The organism is Streptomyces sp. NPDC051207 (assembly GCF_040682395.1).
Taxonomy (GTDB): Bacteria; Actinomycetota; Actinomycetes; order Streptomycetales; family Streptomycetaceae; genus Streptomyces.
The window spans coordinates 24,379-45,007 of sequence record NZ_JBFBAX010000031.1 but is presented as its reverse complement, the minus strand read 5'-3'; the positions used below and the strand labels follow the sequence as shown (position 1 = coordinate 45,007).

The window sequence follows — 20,629 nt, the reverse complement described above, 5'->3', positions numbered from 1 at the left end:
ACCATCCCCGCGGGTGCGGAGAGCAGACTTCCTGACCTGCGCCCTTACAGCCGGGCAGGTCAGGTTTCAGGGACTTGCGGAGATTCCGGCAAGGGGGGATAAGGCGCCGTTCAGTGTCTGGGTGTTTTAGCTCGGCATCCGCTGCCGCTGGCCGACTTTCTCGCACTTGTAGTCGAGGAGTTGGCTCGCCGGCCTCTTACCTGGTGCGGGAAGCGCCGACCGAGGAAGCCGTGCAGGTGAGCGCTCCCGCCAGCAGGGTGGCGGTCGCGGCGATGAGAGGGTTGTCGGGCAGGGCGTCGGGCTCGTGTTTGGTCGTGAGGACCGTCATGACGATGGGTGCGCCTGCCGGAGGCCAGGTGATGCCCACGTCGTGATTGGTCCCGTACTTCCCGCCTCCCGTCTTGTCCGCGACGGTCCAGTCGGAGGGCAGGCCGGCCCGTAGTTTCGCGTCGCCCGTGGTGTTGGCCAGTAGCCAGTCCGTGAGCCGCTTGCGGTCCCCGGGGGCGAGGGCGGTGCCGAGCACCAGGCGGGTGTAGGTCTGTCCGATGGCGCTCGGGCTGGTGGTGTCGGTGACTCGCTCCGGTTCGGCGGAGTTCAGCTCGGGCTCCCACCGGTCGAGCCGTGTCGTCCTGTCCCCGATCGACCTGCAGAACCGTGTGATCGCGCTCGGTCCTCCCAGCTCCCGGAGCAGGAGATTGCCCGCGGTGTTGTCGCTGTAGCAGATCGTGGCCGCGCACAGTTCCTCGACGGTCATGCCGTCGGCGAGGTTTTCCGGCTTGCCGGTGATCGGTGCGTAGCCCGAATCCGTGACGTCCTTGTCCGTGTACCGGATGCGCCTGGCCAGGAACTCCCCGTCGTGGTCGAGGTCGCGCAGCACAGCCGCGGCGGCCAGCGTCTTGAACACCGAGCAGACCGGGAAGAGCTCGTTCGCGCGGTACTGCACGATCCGGCCGGTGGCAGTGTTGCGGGCGTAGACACCCAGTCGGGCGGAGTGCCGCTGTTCAAGATCCTTCAGCCGGCGCACGATGTCGCTGCCGGGCGTCGAGGCGTGGGCGCTCTCACTCGCCGGCAGAGCGGCGGCCAGCGCGGCGCCCGCCCCCAGAGTGATCACCCTGCGCCGGGACGGGGGCATGTGTGCGGTGTCCAAGGTTTCCTCTTCTCTCGGGCGAGATCTCACCTGTCAAGGACGCCTGTCCGGATCATCTGGTTCGCCGGCAGCGGGCAGCGGCGGCACAGGGCCGTGGCCGCCCGGACCTCCGGCGTGCCGGTGGTGTAGTCGTCGTGGAAGAAGCCGTCATAGGCGGTGCAGGCCTCAGCACCGGTGGTCATCGGCATGGGAACGGACTGCGCAGCCTTCATGTGATGTCACTCCTGTGGCTGTGCCGGCCCCGCCGGCCGCGGGGCGACACGCGGCTCACGGCTTCTTGCGGCACTGGGCTCTACGGTTGTGAGCCCCTCGTGGTTCGGCGCCCATCGGCGGCTCCCTGCTCCCGTACCGGTGCCCGGTCCGCCCGTCCGTTCCCGGCTGCGGCCAAGTGTCGGCACCGGTTTTCCCCTCCACCCGCAGGGGCCGTTCGCGGGTGGACCGGAGGGCGTGTGCGTACGGTTCGGGCGACACAAGACAGGGGCGCCCTCCAGCGACCTACCGAGTCACTGATGGATCCCGGCGTCACTTTCGGGGCGGGCGCGTCTCGCTTCCCCCCGCGAAGTCGCCCATCTCGCGGTGGCGCTCCGGATCAACGGAGCGGGCCGTGCCACAGACCCCCTACCGGCATGGCCCGCTCCAGTCCCCTCCCCCGGTGACTGCCACGCCCTGAAGCGTGCCGCCGGCGGGACGGGCCGCGCACGCCGACTGCGGTGGCCGCTCCGGCGATCCCGGCACCCACCAGGACGCTGTGACCAGCCCGCACGACCGGGGCCGCTTTTCGGTTCACCGGGCGCGGCCCCGAGGCAGGTGGTGCGCCGGGGACGTCATCTGTCGCAGTCCACTGCCGTCTCCACCTCCAGCGCGGCGATCTCGTCGACGGCGAGGGAACTGCTGCCGGTCAGCGTCAGCCGGTCGCGGTGGCCGGGCACCGCGTATCTGCCCCCCGGCACATACCAGTTGCCCACCGCTTCGCGCCGTCCGGACCAGGAGACGGCGACGAGGCGGCACCGCCGCGGACCGCTCAGCTCTGCCAGGGACAGTGTGATCTCGCTGCCCCAGGGCCGCGCGTGCACTTCGGCGGCGGCTTCGGCGCCGGTGACCGACACCGTGCGTACCGCCTCGGGGGGAGGCTCAGCCGCGTCGTTCCTGGTCTCGGTGGTCGCCAGACGGTCACCGACCAGCAGTCCCGACACGAACGCGGTGCCGAGGGCGAGAGCGGTGTGGGACAACGGCCAGGGACTCGCAGGGACCTTGCCGGCTCCGCCCGTGCCCCCTCCCGGCGGCACGGGTGTCCGCTCGCGCACCGCTGAGACCGCCCCCTCGGGGTCGGGCACGGGAGCGCTGCCCCGATCCCGCGGCACGATGTCCGCCAGCATCCCGACCAGACCGCGCAACTCCTCTCGCTCCAGCCGGCACGACGCGCAGCGCGCCAGATGCGCGTCACCTGTCGCATTCACCGGCTCACGCCCCCCGGTCAGCGCCTCCACCGCGAGATCGAACCTCACCTGCTCACAATCCATGACCACTTCCTGAGCCTGTCGGACCCCCCGCGCTCCTCCTGTTGCTACGTGCCGCGTTACTTGCCGGTTCACTTGGTCCGCCCCCAACCCGTGGGGCCCCGCGTGGGCAGCCGCCGGATGTGCTGTCGGGCCGACGGGTCGGCGGCGGTTCCGCTGGATGTCACCGTCGGCCTCCCTGAGGTGTCCGGTTGCGTTCGAGCCGGTGCACCCGGCACTCGGCCGCGTGCCGGGCGGTGCGGTCCTCGGGGTGGCGGCCCCGGCCGTCCGCCGGCCGCCCGCGCCGGACCCGGCTGACGGCCTGGTCGGCGGGCCCACACGACACGTCGCCGTCTGTGCCGCGCAGTGGACTCGTCCCCGCAACGGCCAGTCGGGGGGCCGCGGTCCACCGTTCACGTCGTGCGGTGGGCGGCCGTGGCCCCGCCGGTGGCCTGCCGCAGCGCAGCGTCGGCAACCGCACCGGCCGAGTGGCGTGACTCCGCGGGCGGGACGGCGGCACAACGCTCACCGGTCAACGCCGTCACCGGTCGGCGGGAGGGGGGACGACCTCTGCGTGCCCGCCGGTCCCCCGGCGGGCCTTCTCGGCGGCCGACCGCCGGAACCGGTGGTACAGGGGAGCGATCAGAACGGCCACGAGCAGACCGCAGGACACCTGGAAGGCCGAGCGGAGCCAGCCATCCGGAGCGTCCTCGGCGCGGGCCATGAGTGTGCGGGAGAAGGGAAAGGCCACCACGGTGCCGATCACCACCAGCCACCATGGGCCGGACCATTGGCGTCGGGCCAGAAGAGTGCAGCCGACGGCGACCACGACGGTCGCGATCATCAGAGCAGTGAGGTCGATGTTCATCGGGGGTCGCTTTCCGCCGTGTGGGGGCTGCTTCGTGGAAAGGGCCGGGCGTCTGGGCCAGCGGCGTGCCGATCCTGCGGACGACGGGCCGGTGCACCGGCTCCGCTGCAGAAGTCACCTCGTGTGAAGGCCGCGAAGCCCGTTCCCCTGCCCAGGACCACCGGTGCCGAAGCCCGCGTCGCCCGTGACGGGTTCTTCCGGGGGCCACCACCGCGGCGCAGGGCGCTTCGCCACTGTCACAAGGCCGTGACCGGCCTGCCCCGGACCGTCCGGGGCGCGGCGGTCAGGGGGCAGGGGTGCCGAGAGCGGGCGTGCCGGTGGCGCCGGTGCCCGCGAGCAGGTCCTGAAGGCGTTCGAGGCCCTGCTCCGGAAGCGTCGCGAACCAGGCACCGTCCACTCCATGGCCCTTGACCTGGCCGGGCTCGGTGTCCTGTCCATGCCAGTAGACAGGAACACCGGCCACCGTAAGCTGCTCGGTGCCGTCGGACCGCTTCAGGGAGCCCAGCACCTGCGCGTCGACACCCGGCGGCAGGGACGCGCCCTCGGCGGGAACGGGCGTCCACAGCTCGGCACACTCACCCTGGCACGCCGACCGGGCGGGCTTCGCCGTGTCCCGGGCGAAGCGGTACAGGGTAAAGCCCTTGCCGTCGGTGACGATCGGTCCCAGCTTGGGGTCGGCGGCCAGACCGAGCCGGCCGGCCCGGGTCCTTTTCTGCGCGGTGCCGGCCGCCGGATCCGTACGCTGCGAGGCGGACGCACCTGGTCCGGCCTTCGGCGTGATGGTGTCGTTTCCGCCCACGGTGCACGCCGAGGACAGGAGAACGGCGGCGGTAGCCAGCGCGGCCGCACCGGCACGCAGTTTCGTCATTCAGGTCTCCCTGGCTCGTCATCCGCGTGCTGATGGACGCGGTACGACGCTCCCTACGTGGGAGAGGGGACAGCGGTTCGGCACTCTGCCGATCGTCGGATTAGAACAGCGTCGGCGCGGGGAGTATGACGGCCGGCATCCAGGCCCGTGCACATGAAAACCGGCTCCGGCAAGGATTCAGCAAGATTCGATCAAGTCCGTGCCTCCAGTGTGAACCCGCCACAGAAACACACTGATCAAGGATGAGGACGCCACCTCATGAGGCGGACCACGGACCTTGTGCCCGGCCCGAGCGGTCCCGGCACATGCACCCCCACCGGTAGCACCAGCGGCCCTCGCGCCGACGAAAGCAGCACCAGCGGCGAGGAGTTCGTCCGGCGGATCTACGCCGAGCACGGCGCTCTGCTGCTGCGCTACGCCGCCCGCCTCCTGGGCGGCGACTGGCACCGGGCCGAGGACATCCTCCAGGAAGCCGCCCTGCGCGCCTGGAAACGCTCCACCACCCTCGGCCTGAACGTCACCGAAGCCCGCCCCTGGATGTTCACCGTCGTCAAGAACCTCGTCATCGACCACCGTCGCGCCCGCAGCATCCGCCCTCCCGAGAACTCCTCCCTCGACGTGCTGCGGACCGACCCCTGCCAGGACGGCACCATCGAACGATTCCTGACCAGCCACACCGTCCTCGAGGCCTTCGAGGACCTCACCGAGCAGCACCGCGACATCATCAAGCTCATGTACTACCTCGAGTGCAGCGTCGCCCAGGTCGCGGACCATCTCGGCATCCCCCCGGGCACCGTCAAGTCCCGCTCCTACTACGCCCTGCGCGCCCTGAAGAAAGCCCTCCACGACCGCGGCGTCACCCCGTGAGCCGCAGGCCCGCGAGCCACCTGACCGGGGTCGACCGGCGCTGACCGGACTGGCCGACTGGGGCACCGCGTCCCCTCGCCACGGCCCGCGCCGGACACCCCGGTAGGGACCTTTCTGCGTGCGGACAAGCGGTGACCCCCAGCGGTCCACTCCGCGCCGCGACGCCCTGGCCGCCGCCGGGCCCGGCCTCACGAGTCCCGGACGGACCGGACCCCCGCGGTATGCCCGGACCAGCGCGTCGGACGGGCCTCCCCCGCCGCCGTACGCACCGCCGCGATCGCGCGCCGCGGGTCCGGTGCGGGCACGCCGTCGAGTTCGCCGGGGTCCACCAGGTCGAGCAGCGGCAGCACAGCACCCAGTTCGCCGTAGTCGGCCCGGCAGGGACCGCAAGCGCTCAGGTGCTCGTCCAGAGCCGAACGGTCGGTGCCGTCCAAGGCGCCGAACAGGCGGGCCCCAAGAGCATGGCGTGCAGGCACGCAGTCCACAGGCGCCTCCCGGTGAGGGACGTGACGACGCACTGGCGCGCGTCACAGCAGCGGCAACCCTTGCATTCTCCCCCGGCCTTATCGCTTCAAGCCGGCCCGGTCGGTGGACGATGACGCCGGTGGTGAAACGACGGGCCCGTTACCGGCCGACCAGGGTGAACCCGTCGTGAAGGTTGACCGTTTGGCCGTGTGGGAGCCTCAGTCGCTTCCGTCGCTTCCGTCGCTGAGTGCCTGTACCCGAACCGCACATCAGCAGGTCAAGGGCCGCCGGCCTGGAATGGGCACTATCAATTCCGGTCTCGGCCGACCTTGCTCCCGGTCCCGGTTGGGCAGGGGTTCACCAGCAGAACCATCCGTTCTGCACGTATCCCTCCGCGTTGACGTTGCCCCAGGCGAAGCCGCGCACGTACTCGCTGCCGAACTCCGCGTAGTTCTGGTACACGGTGAACGTCTGTCCACTGATGAGCTGGGCGAACGGCGTGCCACCGTAGGAGCTGCGGACATCGAGCGTCTGAGCGCACACGGTCAGGCGCTTACCGACGTCACTGTATTGCGCCCACCGGTAGGGGCCGCCGGCGTAGGCAGCGGACTGGGTGACGGCGAGCATCAGCGCCGTGAGTACGGCGGTGAGAGAGCCTCCGAGAACGGCACGCCGCGCCATCCGCCGGGGACGATGGATCTCGCGCGGGGTCGATTCGGACTGCTGACGTAACACTGACGCGACCACGGTGTTGTCTCCCTGCCTCGGTGAATCACAGCGCGGACACAATAAATGGACAGACCGGCTTGCGACAGCCACACAGGCCAGTGGTGGACAGGGTCAAGCCACCTTCGGGGATGAGTAGCCGATGGACTGCCATGGCTCCCCTGATGATGCAGAGCTCGGAAACGGGCGCTGAGAGAGCGGTCCGCCCAAGGGCAGCCAGGAACGCGAGCCGGACTTCTCCGCAATCCAGGTCGATGTCCGCGGCTGTGATGACGCGTCCGCAGGGGCAGGCGAAATGTCCGTCGGGGCGGGCGCGGTAGGGGTGGCGGCAGTGGAGGCAGAAGATCGGATGCATGGGAGGACTCCGCTCTTCGGTAGTGCTGTTCCGTGGCGGTGTCCAGGAGGCCGCGCGGCGCGGCCGGGGGCTCGGCGGCCCCGCTTGCGCCGCAGGCGCAGGGCCGTTGACCAGGGGCCGGACGGTGCGCCCGCAGGGCGCCCGGCCCTTGGCGGTCCGCCCTCGGCGGACCGCTGTGCAGATGTGGTCCGCCCTGAGACAACGTGGCTCGCCGTGAACTACTCCTCGGGTGGTGTTCCGGCGGCGCATCTTGTGCAGCGCGCGGGCTCCCGGCAGACAACGCTGCCCACTCCCCCGGATCACCAGGCCTTCAACGCCGGGCACCTGCGTCCAGGAGGTCGGCCACTCCTGCGCTCTCCTTCTGCGGTTTGTTGTCCGCGGACAACAAACCGCAGGACAACACACAACTCTTGGTCCCTCATCCGACAGGATGCAGGCAAGTAAGGTAGCGCCATGACCGTGCCATATGACCCGAGCGATCGGGAAAAGGTAGTAGCCAAGCTGCCTGCTGGGCTGCGCAAGGAGCTCAAGGTCCGGGCCGCAGAACTCGGCAAGGACATCCAGGACGCTGTGACCGAAGGCGTTGAGGCGTGGCGAAAGACGAAGACCCACCCCGTTGTTGACACCAGCGGTGGATCGTCGTTCGCTACTTATCTCCCTGCCGGGCTGTACGGCAAGCTCAAGGACGACTGCAAGCGTCGCTCCCTCTCGTACAACCAGGGCATCGCCCAGTCGATCCGGCTGTGGCTCGACAGCAATCCGTCCCCCCGGCCGAAGGCACCGCGTGTAACCGGGGCCCGGCGGATCATTTTCGGCAACCAGAAGGGCGGGGTGGGCAAGACGTCGGTGTCCGCCGGCGTGGCCCAGGCCCTCGCGGAGTCCGGGAACCGGACGCTGCTCATCGACTTCGACCCGCAGGGACACCTCACCAAGCAACTGGGCTACCCCATGTTCGACATCGACGATGCGAGCCTGGCCAAGCACATGCTGAAGGAGGCCAAGGGAGATCTGGGCGAGCTGCTGGTCCCGATAAAGGGCGGAGACTTCGAGGAGCATCTGTGGCTGCTCCCCGCGTGCAAGGACGCGTTCCTGCTCGACGCGAAGCTGGCCACCACGAAAGCAGTCCGGATCAAGGAGACGGCGCTCGAGAAGGCGTTGGAGTCCTTGGAGCAGGACTTCGACTACATCATCGTCGACTGCCCCCCGAGCCTGGGCTACTCGATGGACACGGCGCTGTACTACGCCCGGACACGTGACGGCGAAGACCCCGGCACGTCCGGGATTGTGGTGCCGGTTCTGGCCGAGGACTCGTCCGCCGACGCGTACGACATGCTGTACGACCAGATCCAGGACCTCATCGAGGACATGGAGGTCGACATCGCCCTGCTGGGGTTCGTGGTCAACATGTACGACAGCCGCAAGGGCTACGTCGCCACCTCGTCGCTCGATGAGTGGAACAACATCGGTGACCCCCCGGTGCTCGCTGTCGTGCCCGAGCTGAAGGACCAACGTGAGGCCGTGCGCGTGAAGAAACCGCTGCTGGTACACGCGCCGTACGGGGACCAGGCTGACGTCATGCGGACGGTCGCCAGGAGGATCAGCGCATGAGCATCGCCGACAAGCTGGGCACCGGATCGTCGTTCAGCCAGGTCCCTCGCGGCCGGAGCGCGCGCGGGCGGGCCAAGGCTGTCGCTCAGGGCGACGCGCCGGCCTACGAACTCGTACGGCTTCGGCTGGACGAAGTCTCTCCGACTCCGTTGAATCCCCGGCGGAACTTCGGCAGCGATGAGGAACTGACCCGGTTCGGCGAGGAACTCCGACAGGCTCAGCTCGCCGCATGCGTCGCCGTCACCCGTGACGCCTACCTGGCGTTGTGGCCCACCCATGAGAGCCGGATCGGGTCTGCTCACCACGTCCTGGTCAACGGTGAGCGCCGGTTCCGAAGTGCTGTTCATGTCGGCCTCGAGGCCCTCGACTTCGTTGTCCGCGACGACTTGGCGGCTTCCCGCGAGCAGTTCATCAATCACCTCCTCAAGGAGAACCTCGACCGGGAGGACTTCGACGTCATCGAGCGGGCTCGTGGTGTGAAAGAGCTTGTCGACGTCTGCGCCGAGAAGTCAGCTCGAGGCGCCCGCTCACGGGCAGCGGAGCAACTGGGGCGGGACCGGTCCTGGGTCACGAACCAGCTGTCACTGCTGGAACTGCCTGAAGAACTCCAGGTCATGCTCAGCGCCAACACCCTGGCCGAACGTGACGGCCGGTACCTCGCTCGGTACCTCAGGGAGCACCCCGGCCTGGATGCGGCGGCGCTCCTGGAACACCTGAAGCACGCGAAGCTGGCAGCGGCCAAGGCCAAGGAGCAGGCCGCGCTGCGAGAGGGCGAGAACGCCGATGACGGGGGTTTGTTGTCCGCGGACAACAAACCCGCCAACCCGGACCACACCGCTGCGGACACGGCAAGCAGCCCCAGTTTGTTGTCCGCGGACAACAAACTGGCCCAGTCCCCCTCTGCCACGGCCCCGGAAACAGCCACTAGGACGAGCAAGGACTCGGCTGCGTCTGCGTCTGCGTCTTCCTCTCCGGTCCCCGGGCCACGGCATGATCATGCTCCCACGGCATCCACCGGAGCGAGTCCCGGCGCTGGTGGGCAGACGCGTCGGCTGTCGTACGACGAAGCCGTCGACGTTGTCCGCAGCCTCCACGCGAAGGTGGATCCGGATGTCTTCGCCCAGGGCGCCCGAGCCTGGATGCGGATCCTGCAGGAGCACCACCCCGACGAGTACGCGGCGCTGCTGCGCGAGCTGCTGCCCGAGCAGTAGTCACGGCCAGCAGCGGACTCCTACAAGACAAAGAAAACGGCCCTCGCCACCCGGATCTGAGCCCGGCTGGCAAGGGCCGCTTCTGTGCACGCTCCCGTCGGTCGGCCCCGAGGTCATGCCTCAAGACCGTCGAATGAGGCAGGCGCCGTTCGATTCGCGACCTGGCGCTGGGATCCATCAGGTTCCGGTCCCGGGCGGGGCGGAGTTGATGCGTCTGGGTCCTAGCGCAATCAGCCCTGCAGCCCAGCAAAGAACCAGGCTGCAGGGCTCGTCCAGGTCCTCGCTGGCGTCCTGCCAGTTGCCGAGGCTCGACGAGCCGAGGACGTCGCGGACCTCTTCGACCAGGTCGGTGAAGGCGTTCAGGATGGTGCCGCACGGCGCCCAGGGCGGCGGTCACCGCGAACTCGTCGCCGCCCAGTCGCACGGCGGGCGGGACGGGGGAGCCGTCCGGGCCGGTGGGCAGGTGCAGGTAGCCGACGTCTTGGTGGAGCGAGGGGAACGGGGTCGGGGGGAGCGCTGCGCGAGGTCGAGGAGCTCGCGGTTGCGGCGCTGCTGTGCGGGGGTGAGCGGGCGGGCCTTCACGCCGCCGTGGCGGTGCCAGAAGGGGGAGGCCGACGGCTCGAGGTAGGCGAGGGCGCGGTCGACGTCGGGCTGGGTGCTGCTCATGAGGGGCCTCTAGGTGGAGGGGAGAGGTTCAGGCGTGGTCGGTCGTCCCGCCGCCCTTGGGCGGGTCGGAGAAGAAACCGGGTCTCGCCGGGGTGCCGTGCGTCCCAGAGCTGCGCGCAGACCTTGTGCATGGGCTCTTGGGCGTCGCCGCCGCGGCCGAGCCGTGGGGCTTCAGGCAGTGGAACGCCGACGACCCCGAGGGCGAGGACGTCCGCCACGCCTCCGTCGGCCGGCGCTCCCTCCACCTACTGGGTGAACCGCCCCCTGCGCCGCCTGTCCGTCCTGGACATCACCTGGCTCGGGTAGCCATCCGGGGAAACGCCCCGGCTCCGGCACATGCAGGTGCCGGAGCCGGGGCGTTTCGCCTCGTAGCCACGGTCGTACTGCTCAGGCGTTGCCCCATGCCTGGAGGAATCGCTTGCGGTCGTCTGCCTGGTGCGGCCGGCGCCTGGCGAGCAGAACATGCCAGGCGGTGGTCTCGGCGTCACGCAGCCACAACTGGCCGAGGTAGCGGCCACCTGCTACGAGCGTGTCATGGGCCAGTGCGTCGCCGATCACCTTGGTCACGGCGTCGCGCTGCTGGTCGTCAAGCTCTGCCAGAAAACTGAGCACACGGTCGGCAATGCCCGCCTCGTCTCCCCTGACCAGGCGATCGAAGAACGGACCGCCCATGTTGCCGGGGTCGATGTACAGCGCGGCAGTGCCTCCCGCATTCTCCAGGGCGCTCCAGAACTCATCGCCTTCCGGTGTGCCCGGTAGGGGCAGGGCGGCAAAGAGGTCGGCCAGATGGCCGTTGGCTGCTTGGTTGTACGAGACGTCGCAGGCTGCCGCAGAAGCAATCTTCGCGACGTGCCCAGTGTTCAGCCCCCCGCCCTCTGGCCAGTCCAGTGGAGTGTTGAGCTGCTGGACGAGGTACTGGGCCAGCTCACCATCGTCATCAAGGAATCGCCGGATGATCACAAGTACCCCCAGGTCAATGCGGGTTGGCGTGCGAAGACGGCTCTCTGTGCCTGTCAGTCTGCCGAACTGGGCAGTGGTCCGCCGGGATGCACGGACAACGTCCGGAAACGGGCATGGGTGTGGCTCCCTTGAGGACCGCATCGTCATCTCCGAGTTGATCTCGATGCACGGTCACCTGTGCGGCGAGGGAGAGTTGGACCGGCTGGACGAGTTGTTTACCGACGATGTCGTCTACGACGTCACGGACTTTGGCCAGGAGCCGCTGACGGGAGTGGAGGCCATCCGAGCGGCGGCACTTACCTTGGGCGACGCGAATCCCGTGGGCCATCACGTGACGAACATCGTCCTCACGGAGGGAGGCGACGGCCGGGTGCACGCCCGTTCCAAGGGCATCGGAATCAATAGGAACGGAACGAGCGGCAGCGTGACCTATGAAGACATCATTGTGCTCACCGAGCAGGGCTGGCGCATCAGTTACCGCAAGGTCGTGGCACGGCGGGTGCCGTTGGGCGGGCGGACGAAGTGAACGGGTGTCGCCCCCTTTTGCAGGGAGCCTGCTGATCAGGCTGTGAGGTGGTGGTCGTGTCGGTCGGCGGCGGGGGAGAGGCGTTCATGTTCGCGGGCGAGGTGGTGTCGCCGGTACTCCTCGAAGTCGCCGTTGTCCTTCAGTGCGCGGAGTTTGAGGATGGCTCCGGAGCCGACCAGGCCCCATCGCCACCCGGTGATGGCGCGCCTGACGGCGACAGCCCGGCCGTCAAAGCGGTACTGGAAGCGGCCATGGACGCGCGACGTCTCGACGTCGGCCTCCACCTCCCCCAGACCTTCCTCACCGACGCCGCACCCGACTACCTCACCGACACCGACCACGACCAGCTTACCGACGACTGGGCAGAACAGGCCTACGCCGAACGCGCCAAACCCGTCCACGGCAAACACCCCCCTGCCCCCCACTCCCCACTACCGCCCTCACAGCCGCAGCCCCGTCGGCGGGGCCGCAGCTTCGCCTCGCCGACTACCTCGAACAACACGGCTGCACCACCCGGCGCCATCTCTGCCCGCCCGCATCCGTCTGGCACGCCGCCCACACCCACCCAGACGACCTGAACGACCTCGCCCGGGCAGCCAGAGCACGCCACCGCCTGCAATGGGCTCACCACCTCCACCACCGCGCCGCCGACCACGGCAGACCGACGCCCTGTCCGACCACCGGTTTGCCCAACCGCCGCCCGATCTCCCGGAAGAAGCCGAAGAAGACATCAGGTCGATCCTGACCCTGCAACTCCCGCAGGTCGATATCGAAGCCACTTCATCGCCGGCTTCCACGTGCACCTCGTCCAGCGGACCCAGTAAGAGACGACTGCCGGTCAACAGGAACCTCCGACGTGAAGGTGAAGCGTCGTTCGTGCTCCGACCGGCGCAACACCCTCCGGCCGGATGTCGTTCTCCGAACGTCGGTTTCCGGCCTCCGCGGCGGACGGCCTCGGCAAGGTTGCGGGGGTTTTCGAGAAGCTCGCACGGCGCCCCACTGCGGGCGACGCTGGCCGCACGAGGGACACCGCCCGGCCCAGGGCCTCCCGGAACCATCAGGGGGATCAGAAGATGCACAGGACGAGTTCACACCCGCTGACCAAGATCATGATGACGGCAGCGGTGGGCGTGATGGCCGCCGCCGGTATGGCGGCTCCGGCCTCCGCGACGGAAGCCCCGCGTGCCGACCGGACGAACGTGAGCGCCGAGTTCGAGACGGTCACCACCTGGGTACAGGGCAATGTGCGCATCGGGCCGTCGACGGGCTACAGCATCGCCTACACCGTCGCGGCGAACCAGAACCTCACCGCCGTGTGCTGGCTCGAGGGCGGCACGGTCTCTGCCAACGGCTACACCCACAACAAGTGGGTGTACCTCTCGGACGACAACTACATCTGGGGCGGCCTGCTCAAGGGCAACGAGGTGGGCAACGTCAGCTCCCGCTGCTGGTGACCCACCGGCCGCTTCCGCACCGACCGCGGGAGCGGCCGTCCCCGCTCCGCGGGCCGCTACCCGGCCGCCCGCAGCACCGCCTCCGCCACCCGCGCCACCGACCCGGTGTGCAGCGACAGGAACAGATGGGGCTCGACCAGCTCCAGCTCCCTCAGCCTCGGCTCCCCGTCCTCCCCGTCCACGAGGTCGACACACGTGTACAGCGGCTCGCCGAGCCCTTTCAATCCGGCGGGCCGCCGTACACGCCGATGACCACGCCCTAGTCGCCCCCGCGCACCGCCCGCCGTCCGCTCGCCCCGCGTGTCGCCGCGCCCCGCGAGCCGGTCGGCCGCCCGCATCGGCCGCCGCGTCGTACCCCGACGGGCGAAGGGCATGGGCGCCGGCGCCATCGCGGCGGCCCTCGAGGACGCGCGGTTCTTCGCGCGACAGGCTCACGACACGGACCTGGCCGACGACGTCCGCGGCAGAGCGGACTCGCGGAGTGGAAGCTCCTCGCCCAGTTGCTGCTCGCCGCCGAAGCCGCGGCCGCCGCCGAACGCGAGGCGTGGCCGGCGCCAGCGGGCCCGCGGTCCAGATGCGCCGTATGAGGGAAGCCTGGCGGGACGGGGAGGTGGCCTTCTCATCCTGCCCGGCGAGGTCGTGCAGTACGACGGAGGGGGGATGCGGATCGTCTCGGGCGTGAGCACTGGGACGGTGAGCGCGGCACCGCAGCGCCGGAGCCCTTGGAACACGCCATGCTTTCTATTGGCGGCTGTTGAGCGCGGTCAGTTCCGTCATCACCACGTCCGTGAGCGCCATTCTGTGCAGGCGGCACGTAGACGTTTCCGCGGCTGCCAGGGTGCCGTGTTCCGCGAGTTTGTTGGACGGGTAGCCGCCCCCGCACACCGGGAAGTAGGCGCACTGGCTGCGGCACAGGTCGCGACCCTGTTCGAGGTCCTCGCGCAGGCGGTGCAGACGGGCGCCCGAGAGGACGTCGGTGGGGGAGTCGACCAGGACGTTACCGATGACGAAGTCGTCGTACTCCGTACTGGTGGTGGAGGCGAGTTCGGGTGCGAAGGTACTGATGCCGCCGTCCCGGCGGATGGTGACGTTCGCGAAGGTCACCACCTCGTCCGGTGTGGCCACGAAGCCCGGGTCGCGGCGCAGGTCGCGGATCATGGCCAGTTCGCGGTCGAACTCGCGGATACGGAGGCGGCCATCGTCCGACTGCCGGCGCTGCCAGATGCGGTGCATGAAGCGGACGTAGTTCCGGCGCGTGTGGCTGCGTTCCTGGTCCAGGTGGCGGGAGCGTGCGTGGTCGCCCTCGGACTCCTCCACGTTGAAACCGACGGACGGGAAGCCCTCGTCGCGGAAGAAGTCGTAGATCTCGTCGGGGTGGTGGAGCGAGGTGGGGGTCAGTACGCAGATGGCGGCCGGGTCGAAGCCGTGGCGGCGGAGGGAGGCGACGCCCCGCATGGCACGGGTGAAGGATCCCTTGCCGGTCCACCCGGACCTGTTCGCGTCGTGGAGTACGCGTGGGCCGTCGATGCTCACTCCGATGGTCACCTCGTGGGAGGCGAGGAAGCTGCTCCATTCGTCCGTCACCAGGGTGGCGTTCGTCTGGAACGAGTGGCGCACCGTCGCCTCGCGCGGCCGTGCCGCTTCGAAGGTCGAGAAGGCCCGGCGGTAAAAATCCAGGCTCGCGGTCAGCGGCTCACCCGCGTGCCACAGGATCGTGAACGCCCGCTGGGACTCCGGTGCCGCCTCGAAGACGAACCTCGCCGCCGCTTCCAGCACCTTGTCCGACATCAGTGCCGCGTTCCTGCGGTCGGGGACGTAGCAGTAGGCGCAGTTGAGGTTGCACAGGGACGTCGGCTGGAGAATCGCCAGCCGGATCTCTTGGCTGCTGTCAGGGCCCGTCTCCGGGCGGCCTCCCGGTGCGCGGTTCACACCGGGAGGCTGTGGACGTCGATGAAGCCGTCGCCGGCCTTGGCGAAGACGTTGTCGAACGACTGGCTCAGGGCGAAGTAGTCGTGGAACCGGGCCTCGTCCGGCGTCGGCTCCTTGCCGGGGCGCTCCGGGGCCTTCAGGCGGTGGCCGAAGGTGATGTTGAAGATGAGGTCGGGGCGCAGTTCCGCGACCCGCTCGTGAAGCTGCTCGATCGTCTCGAAGACGGACTCGATGTCGGAGTCCCGTCGGGGGCCTTCGCCGGTTCCGTCATAGGTTCTCTTCTCCACCATGGCTCGACGCTAGCCGCCCCGTCCGTCCCGGGGCGGCTGAGTTACGCCGTACGAGCGTCGCCTGGTCGTACCGGACGTGGTCGCTGAGGTCGCCGTCGACGTCGCCCGCCCCTTCGAGGCCCAGGAGGCCGGCGCCGGCGACGCCCGGCTCCAGGAGATCGCGCCGAAGCGCTCAAGGAGGTGTACTTCCGGGACGACGGCCGCCGCGCCGGAAGCCTGGAAGAGGTCCGCTTCACGGACATGGAGCACCTCGAGTTCGACCTGTAGCAGCCGCCTCCGAACAGTCCGCGAGCCCCGGACTGAAGGGCCCGGGGCTCGCTCGTATCCGCTGGGGTCAGAAAGCGGCGAGCACCCCGTTCATGATCGGGATGTTTTTGATCACTTCGATGGGCTGGTTTTCAGTGAGGGCCTGCTGCGCATTGTTTGCGTTGTTGCTGCCGTGGTTGGAACTTGACTGCTGGTTCCCGTTGGCCACGCCGAGTTGCTGACTGGCGAGCTGAGCGAGGGCGAGGTTCTCCCCGACGATGTCGGCCGATGCGGGGGCAGCGGAAGTGAGGGCGCAGGCACCAGCCAGGGCGGCAACGCCGAGAGCGCGATGGAAGATCGTCATACCCGGGCAACGAGCCTGGTGGAGCCCAGACACGGCACCTCCGGTGGAGCACACCGGCCCGGCATTCACTGCGCCGCAGTCGCTCCTGCACCTGGCTCGGTACATGAGAAGGAGCAGTACCTGTACGTCTTTTTGGGAGGCAGTCTGCGCCGTCAGGTGATGCGGAATGTTCACGAGAGCGGACAGCGCGGCCCGGGTGTGTGCGCGACTTGGCAGTCGTGCGCTCAGCGCCGCCGCCTCGGCCTCCCACGCCGCGACCGTGCGCCGGGCTCGTGCGGAACGCGCGGCGAGGGAGGCCGGGGCGGCGGCCGCGGTCCCGCAGACAGCTCCGCTGTGCAGGACCGCGTGAGGTGAGGGCCGCTAAATTGTCACGGCCGGGTGGGCCGTTCAGGAACGCGCGCCCGGCACTATCAGGCCTGGGCGGGAACCCGGCTGTCGATCGTCACCACGACGGGATCCCCTTCTTCGTAGAGGGCCCTGCTGAGGACCCGGGCAGTCGCGCAGTAGACCTCGGAGGCCATGGCCCAGTCGGCGTAGGCGATCAGCTCCTCGGCGTCCTCGCCGTCCGGCCTGCGCTTGGAAACGTTCGCCGTGCGGTAGAGGGCCAGGAGCATGGCGACCAGCGACCGGCCGGAGAGGACTGCGGCCACAAGGCCGTTCTCGCGTTCTTCGAGGGACGGGGGTCTGGAAGTGCGGGTGGCTGCCCACCTGTGCTGCTACGAACTCCCAGGTGTCCCGGTGGCAGACAAGGGTGGCCGACGCGACCCTCCCAGCCCTCATGCTCGCCCAGATCCCTTCCAGGTGAGCGGAGACGGCTCCGTCACCGAATCACCGGGGCCCTGCGCGCTGGCCTCCAGCACCGCGCGGGCAACCCGGTGGTCCTCTTCTTCGCGGCCATCAGATCCCGGCTCGGACTGCTCAGCTTCAGGTGGCGACTGATCGGCTTCGGCCCCGTCGGCCGTGGAGGCATCGAGGTCCGTTGAAGCTCCCGGCTCAATGCTTTCGGACGAGTCGTCCGCAGAGGGCTTCGGAGCGGCAAGTTCTACCTGCGGTGCCGACTCCTGGTCCGGCGCCTGCCTCTGCTGAGTGGTCGACGAACCAGGGGAAGCGCTGATTGAACTCGTCGCTCATCTCGTTCGCGTACGCGCCCGCATGCACATCCAGCAGAGTCTGCCGGATGGCGGGCGTGCTGATCCGACGGCAACCACCGTGCCTCGACGCCACGGGACGGTGGATCGGCCGCGCTCGTGGGTGACAACCATCGTGCCTCGGCTCGGTATTCACTCCGTGTTCGACCACGGCTCACCACTGCTGGGCACCGACGGCTGCGGCATGTACCGGCACCTGATCGTCACCGGCCCGCACACGGTCACGTCTGACTGACCGACGAGAACGGTGTGATGCCGCTCTCGCCCGGCCCGTGCTCGGCCAGGCGGGAGTAACGCAACGTCAGGGGCAATCAGCGGTTTGTTTCAGAGGAATTGACAGCCTGTTCGGCGCGTCCGAACATGTGCTCAGCTGTGCTGCACGTGACCAGTGAGCACAGTGTTTCGACGACCACTTCTGGGGGGCTCCTTCGCCGCCTCCCGCACCCATGCACATTTCAGATGGGAACCACATGTCCATAGCGAGACGTGTCACCGCGCGCCGCCTGCTGGGGACGGGCGCCGCGGCCCTCGCCCTCACCGCCGCCTCCTTCACCTGCGCCTCGAGCGCCTCGGCGACCGGCACGCCGGGCGGCGACGGCTGGAAGCACGGCGGCCAGTACCAGTCCGGCACCGGGGCCGGCACGGAAACCGCCACCGACCGCTGCCAGTTCTCCCTCGACGGGACGGACTTCTACGACTCGGTCAAGGTCGACGACCAGAACCTGAAGCCGACCGCCGACGGCAACGTGCACATCACGGTCCGCACCGCCGCCGACGCGGCCACCTGCACCGCCTCCCTGGCCTCCTACCTCGCCCACGGGCCGACGTTCGCCACCTCCGGCGAGCAGGTCTTCGTCGACTTCGACACGGTGACGGTCAAGCAGGGCGCCGTGGACACGCTGGACATCGCGGTCCCGGACGCCGGCTGTTTCGCGCAGATCGACCTCTACCGCGGTGCGGTGAAGTACGACGGCGAGCTGGACGCCAACGACGGCTTCGTCCACGGTGAGCTGCCCAAGGGCCCGGACCGCCCGGTCATCAAGGACAAGCTGATCGCGGCCTGGAACGGCGGCACGAAGGACTGCACGACCGAGACACCGGCCCCGTCGGAGCCCGCCCCGTCCGCCTCCGAGCCGGCCCCGTCGACGTCCGCCCCGGCCCCCGAGACCTCGGCCCCGGCCGAGGAGACGTCCCCGGAGGCCTCCGCCCCGGCGGAGTCCGAGTCGTCGAGCCCGTCCACCGAGGCCCCGGCCGCCACGCCGAACGGCGGCAACGGCGACGAGGACCTCGCGGAGACCGGCGCGAGCAGCGCCACCACCCCGATCGCCATCGGCGCCGCCGCCCTCCTGGCCGCCGGCGCGGGCTTCGTCGTGGTGTCCCGCCGCCGCCGCGCTTCCGGCTCCTGACCCACCGTCAAACATGGCGAGGCCGCCCGCGGACACACCGCGGGCGGCCTCGCCGTGCGAAGGGGGACGGCTGCATCAGCAGCCCGGAGAGAATCCTCCCGCCGGTCTCCCGCCCTCGGCCGCACCAGCCTGCCCGGCTGCCTCGGCCGCGTCATCCCTGAGCCCTGTCGTCAAACGGTCAGGCCCACATCAGGTGTGGTGCGAGGGTGAGGGCTGCTTGGTAGGACGGTGCGGCTTGCCGTACGGGGTGGCGAGGCTGTGCCACTGCTTGAGGCGGTGAAGCACCGTTCTACGTTGCGGTGCTGTAGACGTCGCGGTCGAACGTCCGAATGACCGCCGAGACTGCCCTTTCGGGCCCGGTTGCGGACCTCGTCGGTTCGTTCGGGAATGGTGTGGGCGATAGGACAGCCTTCAAGGCTGCTCTTCTACCTCCTTATCGACTGCGAATGCTTCGGTGGCGAGGGCTGTACACACAGTCACACTGGTTTCCTCGCCCGCAGCCAGACCCGATTCGCAGAGTCGGCCGCCGCTCTCGCGCAGGTCAAGGTAGAAGCGTGTGGCCTCTCCCTCCTGCTTGAGGCCGTGGATGCGTTCGTCGATGTAGCCGAGGCTGTTAAGGGTCTTGCGGACTTCGGCGGGGGTGGGCTCCGAGACCGTTTGCAGCGCCTGGACGATGCGCTGTTCGTGCTGGACGCTCGCGCACCAATCGCGGTCGCTCAACTCCGTCCCGGGCCCTGTTGGGGCGCCGGGCTCGATCGGCCCGGTTGGGGGAGCCTGTCCAGGGGCGAGGCTCTGCTCCCCGTCCGGACCGGTCGGCCTCTTGTCAATCGGGCCCGAAGCGTTCTCGTCAGCCGGTACCGACGCCGCCGCGTCGGTCGAAGAGCACGGCTGCGCAACCTTGTCGAGCATCGCCGCGAATGCCGCCTGCTCGGGTGACGACGATGTGGCACTCGCCATGGGGCCGGCGCTCCTGTCCGAACCGCCCCGTAACCCACTGCCAGTCGGCTCTTCGTTACCGCAGCTGGAAAGCACCAGAGCGGCGAGGGCGGCAACCGCGAGGACGCGTCCATGGTGAGCGGACGCGCTGATGGAGGTGAGGGTCATGTGCATAGTCTCGACCCGCACTCTGCATCCCGCATGAGTACGGCTACTCGTGTACGTGGGCGCTCGGGGTGTGCAGTCGGCAGGTCTGCCCCGGTGCACGAAAACGGGTGAACTCGTACTGCTTATAGGGACCTGTGCAAACGATCACGATTACGCGTTTGGCCAGGCTCGGGACTGAAGCGAAACTCCGGCACGGCTTTGCGACTGACGGCCACGAGCCGCTTGGGTCGGGATGCAGTGCTCGACACCATCAAGCGCGCTGTCCTGCCAACGCAGTTCCGCATGGAGTGGAACGCGACCAAGGCAAGCTGGCCTGGACTCACGCCGCCCACGGCACAGCTGACCCTCCGATGCCCTCCCTGGCCGGAATGGACCCGAACGCATACACCGATGGGCCGGCGGTCTTCTCCTGTTGCGGTCCCAGAGGGTTCGGCAATGGGCAGACCGAGGCTCTTGTCCGGTGGGCAAGGTGTGTCGTCGGCTGGGCTCGCTTCGCGTGCGGCACGCGTATGCGCCTGCGGGTCGTGGACAGCAGCAGCGGTGCCGAGTCTCGGGTGGTGACGACCGTGACGTCCACAAGACCAGTGAGCATGGCTGGGGCGGGGGAGTGGCTGAGGTACCTCCATTCGTCCGTGGGCCGGCTGCACCGCCGTAGGGGTTGCCTTTCTGTGGCGAGGGCAGTGAGGGGTGGGCGGTTGGCCGGCGTGCATCGTCAGCGGAAGGCCTTGGTGGGCAGAGCGATGGCCGTCCGCCGATGAGGGCAGGTCGGTGCAGCTCCGGTGAGGGGCCTCTTTTTTAAGAAGCGCGCGCAGCGGCGCGCCGCTGACCTGCAGGTTTGTCGGTTCTGGTGTGTCCTGGGGAGCACATTTCCGGGTGGAGAATGTCGCTGTGACGGACACATTCGTGCCCTGAACTCAACCTGTGG

At 69.1% G+C, this 20,629-nt stretch carries 21 protein-coding genes and 2 pseudogenes; 7 read left to right on the top strand and 16 right to left on the bottom strand.

The genetic code is table 11. The annotated features are described in order from the left end of the window. Window positions 1–196: 196 nt before the first annotated feature. From bla to AB0M97_RS25350, 5 genes are all read right to left on the bottom strand, one after another. The gene (gene bla, locus AB0M97_RS25370; RefSeq protein WP_365963304.1) at window positions 197–1,132 is read right to left on the bottom strand and encodes a class A beta-lactamase; all 936 of its coding nucleotides are present in this window, start codon (window positions 1,130–1,132) and stop codon (window positions 197–199) included. 41 nt (window positions 1,133–1,173) lie between these two features. After that, complete coding sequence (locus AB0M97_RS25365) at window positions 1,174–1,359, bottom strand: hypothetical protein (protein WP_365963279.1); 186 nt, start codon at window positions 1,357–1,359, stop codon at window positions 1,174–1,176. Between the two features lie 612 nt (window positions 1,360–1,971). Beyond that, window positions 1,972–2,667, bottom strand: a complete 696-nt coding sequence (locus AB0M97_RS25360) for a hypothetical protein (RefSeq protein WP_365963278.1) — start codon at window positions 2,665–2,667, stop codon at window positions 1,972–1,974. Between the two features lie 517 nt (window positions 2,668–3,184). After that, window positions 3,185–3,511: a hypothetical protein gene (locus AB0M97_RS25355; protein WP_365963277.1), complete on the bottom strand. Its 327-nt coding sequence runs from the start codon at window positions 3,509–3,511 to the stop codon at window positions 3,185–3,187. Window positions 3,512–3,794: 283 nt separating this feature from the next. After that, window positions 3,795–4,379 carry a hypothetical protein gene (locus tag AB0M97_RS25350; RefSeq protein WP_365963276.1) on the bottom strand — a complete coding sequence of 195 codons (585 nt, stop codon included), beginning with the start codon at window positions 4,377–4,379 and terminating at the stop codon, window positions 3,795–3,797. A 258-nt stretch (window positions 4,380–4,637) separates the two neighbouring features. On the opposite strand from AB0M97_RS25350, the gene AB0M97_RS25345 reads away from it, so the two are divergent. Further along, the gene (locus AB0M97_RS25345) at window positions 4,638–5,246 is read left to right on the top strand and encodes a sigma-70 family RNA polymerase sigma factor (protein WP_365963275.1); all 609 of its coding nucleotides are present in this window, start codon (window positions 4,638–4,640) and stop codon (window positions 5,244–5,246) included. Between the two features lie 188 nt (window positions 5,247–5,434). Here the strand turns inward: AB0M97_RS25345 and AB0M97_RS25340 are convergent, their stop codons facing one another. Continuing rightward, complete coding sequence (locus AB0M97_RS25340) at window positions 5,435–5,722, bottom strand: zf-HC2 domain-containing protein (RefSeq protein ID WP_365963274.1); 288 nt, start codon at window positions 5,720–5,722, stop codon at window positions 5,435–5,437. Window positions 5,723–6,068: 346 nt separating this feature from the next. Beyond that, window positions 6,069–6,458, bottom strand: coding sequence for a hypothetical protein (locus tag AB0M97_RS25335; RefSeq protein ID WP_365963273.1), 390 nt, complete (start codon window positions 6,456–6,458; stop codon window positions 6,069–6,071). A gap of 787 nt (window positions 6,459–7,245) precedes the next feature. Between AB0M97_RS25335 and AB0M97_RS25330 the strand changes: the two genes are divergently transcribed. Continuing rightward, complete coding sequence (locus AB0M97_RS25330; protein ID WP_365963272.1) at window positions 7,246–8,400, top strand: ParA family protein; 1,155 nt, start codon at window positions 7,246–7,248, stop codon at window positions 8,398–8,400. Beyond that, complete coding sequence (locus AB0M97_RS25325) at window positions 8,397–9,611, top strand: plasmid partitioning protein (RefSeq protein WP_365963271.1); 1,215 nt, start codon at window positions 8,397–8,399, stop codon at window positions 9,609–9,611. Before AB0M97_RS25330 ends, AB0M97_RS25325 begins: the two co-directional genes overlap by 4 nt. Window positions 9,612–10,004: 393 nt before the next feature. On the opposite strand, the gene AB0M97_RS25320 is transcribed toward AB0M97_RS25325, so the two are convergent. Together AB0M97_RS25320 and AB0M97_RS25315 are read right to left on the bottom strand one after the other, a co-directional pair. Next, entirely contained in the window at window positions 10,005–10,277 is a 273-nt protein-coding gene (locus AB0M97_RS25320) for a hypothetical protein (protein WP_365963270.1), read from the bottom strand. Window positions 10,278–10,664: 387 nt separating this feature from the next. Next, window positions 10,665–11,237 carry a hypothetical protein gene (locus tag AB0M97_RS25315; protein WP_365963269.1) on the bottom strand — a complete coding sequence of 191 codons (573 nt, stop codon included), beginning with the start codon at window positions 11,235–11,237 and terminating at the stop codon, window positions 10,665–10,667. Between the two features lie 73 nt (window positions 11,238–11,310). Between AB0M97_RS25315 and AB0M97_RS25310 the strand changes: the two genes are divergently transcribed. Then, window positions 11,311–11,763: a nuclear transport factor 2 family protein gene (locus AB0M97_RS25310; protein ID WP_365963303.1), complete on the top strand. Its 453-nt coding sequence runs from the start codon at window positions 11,311–11,313 to the stop codon at window positions 11,761–11,763. Window positions 11,764–11,798: 35 nt separating this feature from the next. On the opposite strand, the pseudogene AB0M97_RS25305 reads toward AB0M97_RS25310, so the two are convergent. Beyond that, window positions 11,799–11,981: pseudogene (locus AB0M97_RS25305) on the bottom strand (ISKra4 family transposase); the annotation flags it as partial. Window positions 11,982–12,836: 855 nt separating this feature from the next. Between AB0M97_RS25305 and AB0M97_RS25300 the strand changes: the two are divergent. Next, window positions 12,837–13,217: a hypothetical protein gene (locus AB0M97_RS25300; protein WP_365963268.1), complete on the top strand. Its 381-nt coding sequence runs from the start codon at window positions 12,837–12,839 to the stop codon at window positions 13,215–13,217. 56 nt (window positions 13,218–13,273) lie between these two features. On the opposite strand, the gene AB0M97_RS25295 is transcribed toward AB0M97_RS25300, so the two are convergent. The 5 genes from AB0M97_RS25295 to AB0M97_RS25275 form a co-directional block, all read right to left on the bottom strand. Continuing rightward, entirely contained in the window at window positions 13,274–13,441 is a 168-nt protein-coding gene (locus AB0M97_RS25295) for a hypothetical protein (RefSeq protein WP_365963308.1), read from the bottom strand. A gap of 517 nt (window positions 13,442–13,958) precedes the next feature. Further along, entirely contained in the window at window positions 13,959–15,146 is a 1,188-nt protein-coding gene (gene grrM / locus AB0M97_RS25290) for a cyclophane-forming radical SAM/SPASM peptide maturase GrrM/OscB (protein ID WP_365963267.1), read from the bottom strand. Next, window positions 15,143–15,436: a hypothetical protein gene (locus tag AB0M97_RS25285; protein WP_365963266.1), complete on the bottom strand. Its 294-nt coding sequence runs from the start codon at window positions 15,434–15,436 to the stop codon at window positions 15,143–15,145. The genes grrM and AB0M97_RS25285 overlap by 4 nt, the downstream gene beginning before the upstream one ends. A gap of 334 nt (window positions 15,437–15,770) precedes the next feature. Further along, window positions 15,771–16,046: a hypothetical protein gene (locus AB0M97_RS25280; RefSeq protein WP_365963265.1), complete on the bottom strand. Its 276-nt coding sequence runs from the start codon at window positions 16,044–16,046 to the stop codon at window positions 15,771–15,773. A gap of 410 nt (window positions 16,047–16,456) precedes the next feature. Then, the gene (locus AB0M97_RS25275; RefSeq protein ID WP_365963264.1) at window positions 16,457–16,696 is read right to left on the bottom strand and encodes a hypothetical protein; all 240 of its coding nucleotides are present in this window, start codon (window positions 16,694–16,696) and stop codon (window positions 16,457–16,459) included. A gap of 637 nt (window positions 16,697–17,333) precedes the next feature. Between AB0M97_RS25275 and AB0M97_RS25270 the strand changes: the two are divergent. Next, window positions 17,334–17,422: pseudogene (locus tag AB0M97_RS25270) on the top strand (SMI1/KNR4 family protein); the annotation flags it as partial. A 242-nt stretch (window positions 17,423–17,664) separates the two neighbouring features. Next, on the top strand, window positions 17,665–18,600 hold the full coding sequence (locus AB0M97_RS25265) for an LAETG motif-containing sortase-dependent surface protein (RefSeq protein WP_365963263.1): 936 nt from the start codon (window positions 17,665–17,667) through the stop codon (window positions 18,598–18,600). A gap of 411 nt (window positions 18,601–19,011) precedes the next feature. Here AB0M97_RS25265 and AB0M97_RS25260 read toward each other — a convergent pair whose 3' ends face one another. Next, window positions 19,012–19,704 carry a hypothetical protein gene (locus AB0M97_RS25260; RefSeq protein ID WP_365963262.1) on the bottom strand — a complete coding sequence of 231 codons (693 nt, stop codon included), beginning with the start codon at window positions 19,702–19,704 and terminating at the stop codon, window positions 19,012–19,014. Between the last annotated feature and the right edge of the window lie 925 nt (window positions 19,705–20,629).